This window comes from Kitasatospora sp. NPDC052868, from assembly GCF_044547105.1.
In the GTDB taxonomy this organism is placed as follows: domain Bacteria; phylum Actinomycetota; class Actinomycetes; order Streptomycetales; family Streptomycetaceae; genus Kitasatospora.
The window spans coordinates 29,224-41,533 of sequence record NZ_JBITZW010000030.1 but is presented as its reverse complement, the minus strand read 5'-3'; the positions used below and the strand labels follow the sequence as shown (position 1 = coordinate 41,533).

Here is a 12,310-nt window from a genome sequence, read left to right as displayed (position 1 = left end):
CCCTGTCCCGAGGGCCCGCGGCCACCCGCCCCCCGGCCACCCTGCACGGGAACCCGGCCGGGCTCGGCGCTCCGTGCCCGATCTGTGATCGAAAACTCTGTCGGCCCCACCCCGCGCGCTGCTAACGTTCGGCCGCTCACAGTCTTTCCGGGGGGATTCGACACCCATGACCGCACCCGAACCGGGCACTGACGGCCAGTCGGTCCGGCCGCGCATGGCCCAGCACTACTCGGTGGCACCCGAACCGGACGCCCCGGAGGGCTATGTCGCCCCCGGTATGCCCGGCGCACCGGTGGCCGGTTACGACCCCGCGCCCGACCCCGCCGAGCCGCCGGCCGGGCGCCGGCGGCGCCGCCCCCGCCGCCGGACCGGCCTGGCCGTGGCGCTCTCCCTCACCGCGATGCTGATCGGCGCCCTGGCGTACGGCGCCGCCCTGTCCCGGGCGGCGAGCAGCATCGGCTGGCTGGCGATCGCCCTGGCCGCCGCCGTCGCCTGGCCGCTCGGCCGGATCGGCGGCCAGAACCGGGCCCTGCCGCCGCTGGGCGCGCTGCTGTCGGTCGTCGGGCTGCTGCTCGGCCAGCTGCTCGGACAGACGCTGCGGCTGCACCGGCTGGGCGGCACCCCGTACGGGGACCTGCTCGGCGACGCCCTGCGGATCTGGCGCGCGGACCGGCACCCGGTGGACCTCGCCTTCTACGGCATCGCCCTGATCGGCGGCTTCCTGCTCACCCGCCGCACGGCCGCCACGGACTAAGACGTGCCCGGAAACGCCGGAGCCCCGCCGGAACACGTCCGGCGGGGCCCTGGTCGCTATCGGTCGGCTCAGCGGTGGCTGAGGCCCGGGTTGACCGTCACCTCGACGCGCTGGAACTCCTTGAGCTCCGTGTAGCCGGTGGTGGCCATCGCCCGGCGCAGCGCGCCGAACAGGTTCATGGTGCCGTCGGGGGTGTGCGAGGGACCGGTGAGGATCTCCTCGGTGCTGCCGACGGTGCCGAGGTCCACCCGCTTGCCGCGCGGCAGCTCCTCGTGGACGGCCTCCATGCCCCAGTGGAAGCCCTTGCCGGGCGCGTCGGTGGCACGGGCCAGGGCGGCACCGATCATCACCGCGTCGGCACCGCAGGCGACGGCCTTGGGGATGTCGCCGCTGTAGCCGACCCCGCCGTCCGCGATCACGTGCACGTAGCGGCCGCCGGACTCGTCCATGTAGTCGCGGCGGGCCGCGGCGACGTCGGCGACGGCGGTGGCCATCGGCACCTGGATGCCGAGCACGCCGCGGGTGGTGTGGGCGGCGCCGCCGCCGAAGCCGACCAGGACGCCGGCCGCACCGGTGCGCATCAGGTGCAGCGCGGCGGTGTAGGTGGCGCAGCCGCCGACGATCACCGGGACGTCCAGCTCGTAGATGAACTGCTTGAGGTTGAGCGGCTCGGCCGCACCGGAGACGTGCTCGGCGGAGACGGTGGTGCCGCGGATGACGAAGACGTCGACGCCGGCGTCCACGACGGCCTTGGAGAACTCGGCGGTGCGCTGCGGGGAGAGCGCGGCGGCGGTGACCACGCCGGAGTCGCGGACCTCCTGGATCCGCTGCTTGATCAGCTCGGCCTTGATCGGCTCGGCGTAGATCTCCTGGAGGCGGCGGGTGGCGGCGGCCTGGTCGCTGATCGTGGCGATCTCGTCGAACAGCGGCTGCGGGTCCTCGTAGCGGGTCCAGAGGCCTTCGAGGTTGAGCACGCCCAGTCCGCCGAGGCGGCCGATGGCGATGGCCTGCTGCGGGGAGACCACGCTGTCCATCGGGGCGGCCAGGAACGGCAGCTCGAAGCGGTAGGCGTCGATCTGCCAGGCGATCGAGACCTCCTTCGGGTCACGCGTACGCCGGCTGGGGACGACGGCGATGTCGTCGAATGCGTATGCCCGGCGGCCGCGCTTGCCTCGCCCGATCTCGATCTCAGTCACTTCGTTCGAGCCCTTCTGGTTTGTTGCCCATGCCCGCCGGGTCACCCCGGCCGCCCCCAGTATCCCGCACCCGCTGTGACTCGCGCGCTCGCCTCCGGGGCGGGCCGCGCCGCGACGGCCCGGTCCCGGACACGCCAGAGGGGCCCGCGGCTGCGGGCCCCTCGGTACGCGCCGGGTCAGCGGGTGGTGTAGTTCGGCGCCTCGACGGTCATCTGGATGTCGTGCGGGTGGCTCTCCTTGAGGCCCGCGGAGGTGATCCGGACGAAGCGGCCCTTGCTCTCCATCTCGGCCACGGTGGCCGCGCCGACGTAGCCCATGGTCTGCCGCAGGCCGCCGACCAGCTGGTACAGCACCGCGGAGAGCGGACCGCGGTAGGGGACCTGGCCCTCGATGCCCTCGGCGATCAGCTTCTCGTCCGAGGTGACCTCGCCCTGGAAGTACCGGTCCTTGGAGAAGGACTTCGCCTGGCCGCGCGTCTGCATCGCGCCCAGCGAGCCCATGCCGCGGTAGGACTTGAACTGCTTGCCGTTGATGAACAGCAGCTCGCCCGGGGACTCCTCGCAGCCGGCCAGCAGCGAGCCCAGCATCACGGTGTCGGCGCCGGCGGCGAGCGCCTTGCCGATGTCGCCGGAGTACTGCAGGCCGCCGTCGCCGATCACCGGCACGCCGGCCGCCTGGCAGGCGAGCGCGGCCTCGTAGATCGCGGTGACCTGCGGGACGCCGATGCCGGCGACCACGCGGGTGGTGCAGATGGAGCCGGGGCCGACGCCGACCTTGACGCCGTCCACGCCGGCGTCGATCAGCGCCTGGGCGCCGTCCCGGGTGGCGACGTTGCCGCCGACCACGTCGACGCCGACGGCCGCCTTGATCTTGGCGATCCAGGCCAGCGCGTTGTGGCTGTGGCCGTGCGAGGTGTCCACGACCAGGAAGTCGACGCCCGCCTCGACCAGGGCCTGGGCCCGGTCGAACGCCTCGGCGCTGGCGCCCACGGCGGCACCGACCAGCAGCCGGCCCTCGGCGTCCTTGGCGGCGTTCGGGTACTTCTCGGCCTTGACGAAGTCCTTGACGGTGATCAGGCCCTTGATCCGGCCCTCGTCGTCGACCAGCGGAAGCTTCTCGATCTTGTGGCGGCGCAGCAGCGCCATGGCGTCCTCGCCGGAGATGCCGACCTTGCCGGTGATCAGCGGCATCGGGGTCATGATCTCGCGGACCTGGCGGCGGCGGTCCGACTCGAAGGCCATGTCGCGGTTGGTGACGATGCCGAGCAGCTTGCCCGCCTCGTCCGCGATCGGCACACCGCTGATCCGGAACTTGGCACAGAGCGCGTCGGCCTCGGCCAGGGTGGTCTCCGGGCCGACCGTGATCGGGTCGGTGACCATGCCGGACTCGGAGCGCTTGACCAGGTCGACCTGGTTGGCCTGGTCCTCGACGGAGAGGTTGCGGTGCAGCACGCCGACGCCGCCCTGGCGGGCCATCGCGATCGCCATCCGCGCCTCGGTGACCTTGTCCATCGCCGCGGACAGCAGCGGGATGTTCACCCGCACGTTCCGGGAGACCCGGGAGGAGGTGTCGACCTGGTTCGGCAGCACCTCGGAGGCCCCGGGCAGCAGCAGGACGTCGTCGTACGTGAGTCCGAGCATCGCGAACTTCTCGGGTACGCCTGCGGCGTTGACGCCGTTGTTCATGGGCATTTCGGGGGGTACCTTCCGTGGCCGGCCTATTCCGCTCGCGCCCTGAGGGTGGGGGCGCTGTCATCGCTCACTCGCTCAGGCCGCCGAAACGCTCGGTGCCATTGGAGGAACCTCCAGGGGAACCCCGTTCGCACCCACGAAACTTTGGCGACCCGCCCAGGCGCCGATACCCCATGGTACTGGCACCGCGAATGGGTGCTCGTGTGCCCTTGACAACAACAGCCGGCCGTGGGCCATTCCGCCACGGTGCGTGCCGGGACGACCCGCCCCGGGCGGCGTCTAGGAGGACTCCTCCGCGAGCGCCCGCAGGCGGCTGAGCGCGCGGTGCTGGGCCACCCGGACGGCACCGGGCGACATCCCGAGCACCTCCCCGGTCTCCTCGGCCGACAGCCCGGCGGCCACCCGGAGCAGCACGAGTTCGCGCTGACGGGCCGGCAGGTTGGAGAGCAGCTCCTTGGCCCAGGCCGCGTCGCTGCTGAGCAGCGCCCGCTCCTCCGGGCCGAGCGCCTCGTCCGGCACCTCCGGCAGGTCGTCCTGCGCGATCACCGTCGAGCCCGGCCCGCGCATCGCGGCCCGCTGCAGATCGGCGATCTTGTGCGCGGCGATGCCGTAGACGAAGGCCTCGAACGGCCGGCCCTGGTCCCGGTAGCGGGGCAGCGCGCAGAGCACCGCCACACAGACCTCCTGGGCCACGTCGTCCACGTGGTGCCGGGCGCCGCCCGGCAGCCGGACCAGCCGGCCGCGGCAGTAGCGCAGCGCCAGCGGGTGGACGTAGGCGAGCAGCGCGTCGATCGCCGGGCCCTCGCCGCGGACGGCCGCCGCGACCAGTTCGCCGACCAGCGGCGAGCCGCCTGCGCCGAGCACCGGGGGCCGGACGATCCCGCTCCCCCCGGTCACACCCTCGACGGACCCGTCGTCGCCGGAATCCGCGTACGACGGATCGAGGCCCTGGCCGGAGGGCTCGGCCTCCACCGGGTCCGCCTCGCCGGTAGCACCGGCAACGTCGTCACGCATCGGTCCATGGTGCCTGGTCGAACGGGAAAACGCGGCACCGCGTCCGGAGTTGTGCACCGGAACGTTATGCGGTGCGGCGCCGCGCACCACGGCACCGCGCACCACCGGCCCCTCCTGCACCGTGCCTCCCGCCCCGCCGCCGTCGGTGGCCTCGTCCGTTGCGCCGTCCGCCGAGTGAGCTGCGGCCGTGTGGTTCGCCGCAGTGCCTGTCCGCTGGTCCCCGAGGTGCTCCACTCCTCCATGGTGCAACCTCGGGACCGTAACGTCACACGCCTCGGCACGGGGAATCGCGAGCGGCCCGCCGATTCCGGCCGGGCCGCCGGGGTTCAGCGGACCAGGCCCCAGCGGAACCCCAGGGCCACCGCGTGCGCACGGTCCGAGGCGCCGAGCTTCTTGAACAGCCGCCGGGCGTGGGTCTTCACGGTGTCCTCGGAGAGGAACAGCTCGCGGCCGATCTCGGCGTTGCTCCGGCCGTGGCTCATGCCCTCCAGGACCTGGATCTCACGCGCCGTCAGGGTCGGTGCGGCGCCCATGTCGGGGCTGCGCAGCCGGCGCGGGGCGAGCCGCCAGGTCGGGTCGGCCAGCGCCTGAGTGACGGTGGCCCGCAGCTCGGCGCGCGAGGCGTCCTTGTGCAGGTACCCGCGGGCCCCGGCGGCCACCGCGAGGGCGACACCGTCGAGGTCCTCCGCGACGGTGAGCATGATGATCCGCGCGCCCGGGTCGGCGGACAGCAGCCGCCGGACCGTCTCGACCCCGCCGAGGCCGGGCATCCGGACGTCCATCAGAACGAGATCGGAGCGGTCGGCCACCCAGCGGCGGAGGACCTCCTCCCCGTTCGTCGCGGTGGTGACCCGGTCGACGCCGGGTACGGTCGCGACCGCGCGGCGAAGCGCCTCGCGGGCGAGCGGGGAATCGTCGCAAACGAGAACGGAAGTCATGACCGTCGTCCTCCGCAGCTGATCCGCGTCACGTTGAGCCTCCTGGCTGGTACGAATCTCTCCGACACGGCCGATTGGCGACAGACCCCCGTACTGATCGCCGGTACTTCCCCGCGATCGTTCCCGACGTCCGGCGCCCGCTAACCGCCTCCGCACTTCCAACGACCGTCACTCGAATGAGTTACGGCCTTCAGGGCCATCTCCACCACTGTACGTGGCCAACCCGTTACCGATCAGCCGCATCGCGGGGCACACGCCGCACTTTTGTGCAGCTCGCGCGCGGTGGGCGCGCGACCCGCACACCGGTACGGGGCGCCGCACGCCCGGAGGCCACCCGATTGCCACGTCTGCGCCTGCCGAGGGCCATGCCCACTTTGCCCGTTTTTATAGCTTTTGTATGGTCATTGACTGTTGTGCCACTCTGTGGGTGACTTGTCCATGGAGTTGCCTTAAGTCATATTTCCAGGTGTCCACACCAGCGCATCGAAGCCTCGCCGTGCCGCACAGTCCAGCCCGCCGCTGCGGCCGGTGCCGGCCGACGAGCCTCTGAAGGGAATGAGCCATGGCAGATTTCTCCCGCCTCCCCGGGCCCAACGCGGATCTCTGGGACTGGCAGCTGTCCGCAGCCTGCCGCGGCGTGGACAGCTCGCTCTTCTTCCACCCCGAGGGCGAGCGCGGGGCCGCGCGCAGTTCGCGCGAGGCGAGCGCCAAGGAGGTCTGCATGCGCTGCCCGGTGCGCACCGAGTGCGCCGCGCACGCGCTGGCGGTCCGGGAGCCGTACGGCGTCTGGGGAGGGCTCACCGAGGACGAGCGCGAGGAGATGATGGGACGCTCGCGCAACCGCCTGGTCGAGGTGCCGCTGGCCATGCCGTCCGGCATCCCGCGCTGAACGCGGACCCGTCCCGCGTCGTGAAGAAACGTTTCTTCGCGGCGCCCCAGGGCGCCTCCGGGCCGGGGTGACCGCGGCTCAGCGCCCGGCGGCCGCCCCCGCCAGCCGCTCCAGCATTAGGGCCACGGCCGGCACCTCGGCGAGGTCCGGCAGGGTCAGGGCGACCACCTGCCGCACCGCGGGCGCCCCCGAGGCGGTCCGCACCGGCACCGCCGACACGCCGTCAGGGCGTACCGACTCCAGCGCCAGCCCCGGCAGCACCGCCACCCCGAGCCCGGCCGCCACCAGGCCGACCACCGCCGGGTAGTCGTCCGTCGCGAAGTCGATCCGCGGCTCGAAGCCCGCTCCCGCGCACAGCTCCACCAGGTGGCCCCGGCACTGCGGGCAGCCGGCGATCCACTGCTCCCCCGCCAGCTCGGCCAGCTCCACCGGCTCCGCCGCGGCGGCCGGCCCGCCACCTGCCGCGCCGCGCCCCGCCAGCGGGTGCGCGGCCGGCAGCAGCCCGATCAGCGGGTCGTCCAGCAGCGGGGTGACCACCAGGTCCGACCAGTCGGTGACGGCGCTGAGCTGCTGCGCCTCCAGGTTCGCCTCGGCCCTCGCCTCGCGCGGGGTGCCGTGGGCGGGCGCCGGCGCCGGGGTGCCGCCGGGCGTGTGCGGGTAGCGGAACGCCAGCGCCACCTCGCACTCGCCGCCGCGCAGCATCGCCAGCGACTCCGGCGGCTCCGCCTCGACCAGCGACACGCGCACCCCCGGATGGCTGTCCCGCAGCCGGGCGACGGCGGGCGGCACCAGGGTGGAACTCGCGGTCGGGAAGGAGACCAGCCGCACCCGTCCGGCCCGCAGGCCGGCGATCGCCGCCACCTCCTCCTCGGCCGCGGAGAGCCCGGCCAGGATCCCGGTGGCATGCTTGAGCAGCACCCGCCCGGCCTCGCTCAGCTGCATGCCGCGGCCGGAGCGGACCACCAGCGGGGTGTCCACGGACTTCTCCAGGGCCTTCATCTGCTGACTGATGGCAGGCTGGGTGCAGCCCAGCTCACGCGCGGCGGCGGAGAAGGAGCCGGTGCGGGCGACAGCACGCAGGACGCGCAGGTGGCGGGCCTCGATCATGCCTCAGTTATAAGGCAATCTTTGCCATAAGCAAAATTATACTGATGGTTGAATGCGGGACAACGCGCCCGCGCGGCAAAACGCCGGCGGCCCGGCCGCACCCCGAGGGGAGCTGCCGGGCCGCCGGTCACTGATCAGACGTCAGTGGGAGTGGCCGTGGCCGCCGTGCGAGTGGCCGTTGTCGGCCTCCTCTTCCTTCTTCTCCACCACGAGGGTCTCGGTGGTGAGCAGCAGGGAGGCGATCGACGCGGCGTTCTCCAGCGCGGAGCGGGTGACCTTGACCGGGTCGATGACGCCGGCCTTCAGCAGGTCGCCGTACTCACCGGTGGCCGCGTTGAAGCCGTGACCGGCCTCCAGCTCGGCGACCTTGTGGGTGATGACGTAGCCCTCGAGGCCCGCGTTCTGGGCGATCCAGCGCAGCGGCTCGGCGAGCGCCTTGCGGACGACCGCGACACCGGTCGCCTCGTCGCCCGACAGGCCCAGGCCGCCCTCCAGCACCTTGGCGGCGTGGACGAGGGAGGCGCCACCGCCGGCGACGATGCCCTCCTCGACCGCGGCACGGGTCGCCGAGATGGCGTCCTCCAGGCGGTGCTTGCGCTCCTTCAGCTCCACCTCGGTGGCGGCGCCGACCTTGATGACGCAGACGCCGCCGGCCAGCTTGGCCAGGCGCTCCTGCAGCTTCTCGCGGTCCCAGTCGGAGTCCGTGTTGGCGATCTCGCCCTTGATCTGGGCGACGCGACCGGCAACGGCCTCGGCGTCACCGGCACCGTCGACGACCGTGGTCTCGTCCTTGGTGATGGTCACGCGGCGGGCGGTGCCCAGCACGTCCAGACCGGCCTGGTCGAGCTTGAGGCCGACCTCCTCGGAGATGACGGTGGCACCGGTCAGGGTGGCCAGGTCGCCCAGGATCGCCTTGCGGCGGTCGCCGAAGCCCGGGGCCTTGACGGCGACCGCGTTGAAGGTGCCGCGGATCTTGTTCACCACGAGGGTGGACAGCGCCTCGCCGTCGACGTCCTCGGCGATGATCAGCAGCGGCTTGGAGGCACCGCCCTGGAGGATCTTCTCCAGCAGCGGCAGGAGCTCCTGGATGGAGGAGATCTTGCCCTGGTTGATCAGGATGTACGGGTCCTCGAGAACCGCCTCCTGACGCTCCGCGTCGGTGACGAAGTACGGCGAGAGGTAGCCCTTGTCGAACTGCATGCCCTCGGTGAAGTCCAGCTCCACGCCGAAGGTGTTGGACTCCTCGACGGTGATGACACCGTCCTTGCCGACCTTGTCGATCGCCTCGGCGATGAGCTCGCCGACCTGGGTGTCCTGCGCGGAGAGGGACGCGACGGCGGCGACGTCGTCCTTGCCCTCGATCTCGCGGGCGATGGACAGCAGGTGCTCGGAGACGGCGGCGACGGCCTTGTCGATGCCCTTCTTCAGGGCGGCCGGGCCGGCACCGGCGGCGACGTTGCGCAGACCCTCGTTGACCAGGGCCTGGGCCAGCACGGTGGCGGTGGTGGTGCCGTCGCCCGCGACGTCGTTGGTCTTGGTGGCGACCTCCTTGACGAGCTGCGCGCCAAGGTTCTCGTACGGGTCGTCGAGCTCGACCTCACGCGCGATGGTGACACCGTCGTTGGTGATGGTCGGGGCGCCGAACTTCTTGTCGATGACGACGTTGCGGCCCTTGGGACCGATCGTCACCTTGACGGTGTCGGCCAGCTTGTTCACGCCGCGCTCCAGCGAGCGGCGGGCGTCCTCGTCGAACTGCAGGATCTTCGCCATGTTCCCTATTCCCTCGGGGGTGCGGCCATCGCGGCGGCCGCGAACTACGTGAGCCAACAACCACGCCCCGGGCCCCTGTCACTAGGGACACGGATCCGGGGCGGGCTGGAACGTCTTACTTCTCGATGCTGCGTTTACTTCTCGATGATGGCGAGAACGTCACGCGCCGAGAGGACGAGGTACTCCTCGCCCTGGTACTTCACCTCGGTGCCGCCGTACTTCGAGTACAGGACGATGTCGCCCACGGCGACGTCGAGCGGCAGACGCTGGCCGTCCTCGAAGCGGCCCGGGCCGACGGCCAGGACGACGCCCTCCTGGGGCTTCTCCTTGGCGGTGTCCGGGATAACCAGGCCGGAGGCCGTGGTGGTCTCGGCGTCGAGCGGCTGGACCACAATGCGGTCCTCGAGCGGCTTGATGGCAACCTTGCTGCTGGTGGTCACGTCCGAGCTCCCCTTCGGAGATTACGGGGTTTTCTAACGGGTAGGGGCGAACCTGCGAGTCTGCCGTCGCGGGGGTCAGACACACGTTGTCGCGTTAGCACTCTCCATGGGGGGAGTGCCAAGGACGACCATAGGCCGGTGTTAGCACTCAGTCAACCAGAGTGCCAACGGCGCGCCCTCCGGATTCGGATCACGGGGCACCTGCGGGGCGACCGGCCGTACGCGCGTTCGGTCCCGGCGCCCCCGGCGGACCGCCGCCCGCGGGCCCGCCCGGCGGGTGACCGGCGAGAATGGCCGGGTGGAGACCGAGAACCTGCAGCCCCTGCTGACGCCCGAGGGCCGAGACCTGCTCGCCGAGCTGCGCGAGTTCACGCCCGAGGAGGAGCTGGCGCTGGCCACCCGGCTGCGGCGGGAGCACCCGGCGGAGCTGGTGTCCGCCGCGTTCGGGCAGGCCAGGCTGCGGCAGCGGGCGCGGGCGAAGTTCGGCGCGGACGCCGACCTGATGTACTTCACGCCCAACGGGGTCGAGCAGTCCACCCGGCGCAGCGTCGCCGAGTGGCGGGCGCGGCGGTTCGCCGAGCTCGGCGTCCGGCGGCTGGCCGATCTCTGCTGCGGGATCGGCGGGGACGTGCTGGCGCTGGCCCGGGCCGGGATCGAGGTGCTCGCCGTCGACCGGGATCCGGCCGCCTGCGCCGCCACCGCTGCCAACGCGGCGGCGCTGGGCCTGGCCGACCTGGTCGAGGTGCGCTGCGCGGACGTCGCCGACGTCGACGTCACCGGTTTCGACGCGGTCTTCACCGACCCGGCCCGCCGGACGGCGCGCGGCCGGGTGTTCGACCCGGAGGCGTACACCCCGCCGCTTTCCTGGGCGGTCGAGGCCGGCCGGCGCACCCCGATCGGCGCGCTGAAGGTCGCCCCGGGCATCCCGCACGAGGCCGTCCCGGCGGACGCCGAGGCCGAGTGGGTCTCCGACCACGGCGACGTCAAGGAGGCGGTGCTCTGGTTCGGCACCGGGGCCGCGCGCCCGCACCGGGCCACCCTGCTGCCGCACGGCGACTCGCTGGTCGGCGGCGACCTGCCCGATCCGCCCGCCGGACCGGTCGGGCGCTACCTGTACGAGCCGGACGGCGCGGTGATCCGGGCCCACCTGGTCGCCGAGGTGGCCGGGCAGGTGGGCGGCCGGCTGATCGACCCGAAGATCGCCTACGTCACCTCGGACCGGCTGGTCGCCACCCCGTACGCGCACGCGTACGAGCTGACCGACGTGCTGCCGTTCCACATCAAGAAGCTGAAGGCGCTGCTGCGCGAGCGGGCCGTCGGCACGGTGGTGATCAAGAAGCGCGGAATGGCGATCACCCCGGAGGAGCTGCGCCGCCAGCTGAAGCCGAGCGGCCCGAACTCCGTCACGGTGATCCTCAGCCGCACCGACCACGGGCCGCTGATGATGCTCGGTCAGCCCGTCGCGAAGCCGTAGGGCCGGCCCGGCTCAGGGCGCGGGTGGCTGGATGTAGTCCTCCAGCCGCGCCACCGCGAAGCCCTGCTCCTGGATCCGGGCCAGCATCTCCCCGAACATCTGCGTCATGCTCTCGCCCTTGAGGTCCTTCGGGCCGCGGAAGTGCGCGAGGACGATGTCGCCGGGCTTCAGCTTCTTGTCCGCCGCCTGGTACTGCATGTCGTGGATCTGCATCGACTCGCGCCACAGCACGATCGCCCGCGGCCCGCACTGCTGCACCGAGGTGTTGAGCGCCGGGGTGTTGGCGCCGTCCCCGTACGGCGGGCGGAACAGCAGCGGCGCGGTGCCGTACTGCTGGGTGAGCGCGGACTGGGCGTCGCAGATCTCGGACTTCTGCTTCTCCGGCGCGACCTTGCTCATCTGCGCGTGGTCCACGGTGTGGTTGTGGATGTGGTTGCCGAGCGCCTGGAGCGGCTTGAAGTAGCCGTAGTCGTCCTTGACGATGTCCCGGGTCAGGAACATCGAGACCGGCACCTTGAGCTCGGTCAGCATCTCGACGAACTTCGGGTCCTTCTCGGCGCCGTCGTCGATGGTGATGAAGACGACCTTGTCGTTCGTCCTCACCTCGCTGAACACCGGTACCGGGCCGGTCCGCTGGAGCTTGACCGGCTTGTCGGCGGGGGCCGCGGGGGCGGGCGGCAGCGGCTTGAGGCCCCACTTGGCCCAGGCGGCCGCGTCCCCGGCGGCGGGCGGCACGGCAGGGGACGAGGCGGCCGGGGGCGCGGTGGCCGCCGGCGTCTGGGCCGCGCCGCCGGTCGACGGCTTCGCGGCGCCCTGGGAGCCGCCCAGGGCGGCCGCCGCACTGCCGGTGTCGCCGCCGCCGCACCCCGTGGCGGCCGCCAGCAGGACCAGCGCCCCCACCGCGTACGTCCTCGTCCTGCCCCGCCCGTACTTCTTCACCGCGCTGCGCTCCCCGGTCCCGTTCAGCTTCTTATCAGCTTGCACGGTAACGGTCGGCTGTTCGGTTCCCCGCCGGCCCCGCCGGAGCGCCGAAGGCG

11 protein-coding genes are annotated in these 12,310 nt (G+C 72.4%); 3 read left to right on the top strand and 8 right to left on the bottom strand.

Features of this window, described 5'->3' with window-relative positions; translation table 11 throughout:
• Nucleotides 1-166 precede the first annotated feature (166 nt).
• Nucleotides 167-754: a hypothetical protein gene (locus tag ACIGZJ_RS32705; protein WP_396460677.1), complete on the top strand. Its 588-nt coding sequence runs from the start codon at nt 167-169 to the stop codon at nt 752-754.
• Between the two features lie 68 nt (nt 755-822).
• On the opposite strand, the gene ACIGZJ_RS32700 is transcribed toward ACIGZJ_RS32705, so the two are convergent.
• The 4 genes from ACIGZJ_RS32700 to ACIGZJ_RS32685 all read right to left on the bottom strand — a co-directional run bounded on the left by ACIGZJ_RS32700 (nt 823) and on the right by ACIGZJ_RS32685 (nt 5,593).
• A complete protein-coding gene (locus tag ACIGZJ_RS32700; protein ID WP_392939833.1) occupies nt 823-1,950 on the bottom strand; it encodes a GuaB3 family IMP dehydrogenase-related protein in 1,128 nt (375 codons plus the stop codon).
• Between the two features lie 176 nt (nt 1,951-2,126).
• Entirely contained in the window at nt 2,127-3,635 is a 1,509-nt protein-coding gene (gene guaB / locus ACIGZJ_RS32695) for an IMP dehydrogenase (protein ID WP_392939890.1), read from the bottom strand.
• Nucleotides 3,636-3,920: 285 nt separating this feature from the next.
• A complete protein-coding gene (shbA, locus tag ACIGZJ_RS32690) occupies nt 3,921-4,505 on the bottom strand; it encodes an RNA polymerase sigma factor ShbA (RefSeq protein WP_396460697.1) in 585 nt (194 codons plus the stop codon).
• Nucleotides 4,506-4,981: 476 nt separating this feature from the next.
• Nucleotides 4,982-5,593, bottom strand: a complete 612-nt coding sequence (locus ACIGZJ_RS32685) for a response regulator transcription factor (protein ID WP_014136228.1) — start codon at nt 5,591-5,593, stop codon at nt 4,982-4,984.
• Between the two features lie 562 nt (nt 5,594-6,155).
• On the opposite strand from ACIGZJ_RS32685, the gene ACIGZJ_RS32680 reads away from it, so the two are divergent.
• Nucleotides 6,156-6,482 carry a WhiB family transcriptional regulator gene (locus tag ACIGZJ_RS32680; RefSeq protein WP_387948329.1) on the top strand — a complete coding sequence of 109 codons (327 nt, stop codon included), beginning with the start codon at nt 6,156-6,158 and terminating at the stop codon, nt 6,480-6,482.
• Nucleotides 6,483-6,560: 78 nt separating this feature from the next.
• On the opposite strand, the gene ACIGZJ_RS32675 is transcribed toward ACIGZJ_RS32680, so the two are convergent.
• From ACIGZJ_RS32675 to groES, 3 genes are all read right to left on the bottom strand, one after another.
• On the bottom strand, nt 6,561-7,589 hold the full coding sequence (locus ACIGZJ_RS32675) for a LysR family transcriptional regulator (protein WP_396460676.1): 1,029 nt from the start codon (nt 7,587-7,589) through the stop codon (nt 6,561-6,563).
• Nucleotides 7,590-7,730: 141 nt separating this feature from the next.
• The gene (gene groL / locus ACIGZJ_RS32670; protein ID WP_209414095.1) at nt 7,731-9,359 is read right to left on the bottom strand and encodes a chaperonin GroEL; all 1,629 of its coding nucleotides are present in this window, start codon (nt 9,357-9,359) and stop codon (nt 7,731-7,733) included.
• A gap of 134 nt (nt 9,360-9,493) precedes the next feature.
• The gene (groES, locus tag ACIGZJ_RS32665) at nt 9,494-9,799 is read right to left on the bottom strand and encodes a co-chaperone GroES (protein ID WP_014136232.1); all 306 of its coding nucleotides are present in this window, start codon (nt 9,797-9,799) and stop codon (nt 9,494-9,496) included.
• Between the two features lie 298 nt (nt 9,800-10,097).
• On the opposite strand from groES, the gene ACIGZJ_RS32660 reads away from it, so the two are divergent.
• Nucleotides 10,098-11,273, top strand: coding sequence for a methyltransferase domain-containing protein (locus tag ACIGZJ_RS32660; protein ID WP_396460675.1), 1,176 nt, complete (start codon nt 10,098-10,100; stop codon nt 11,271-11,273).
• A gap of 12 nt (nt 11,274-11,285) precedes the next feature.
• Here the strand turns inward: ACIGZJ_RS32660 and ACIGZJ_RS32655 are convergent, their stop codons facing one another.
• A complete protein-coding gene (locus ACIGZJ_RS32655) occupies nt 11,286-12,257 on the bottom strand; it encodes a polysaccharide deacetylase family protein (RefSeq protein WP_396460674.1) in 972 nt (323 codons plus the stop codon).
• Nucleotides 12,258-12,310 lie beyond the last annotated feature (53 nt).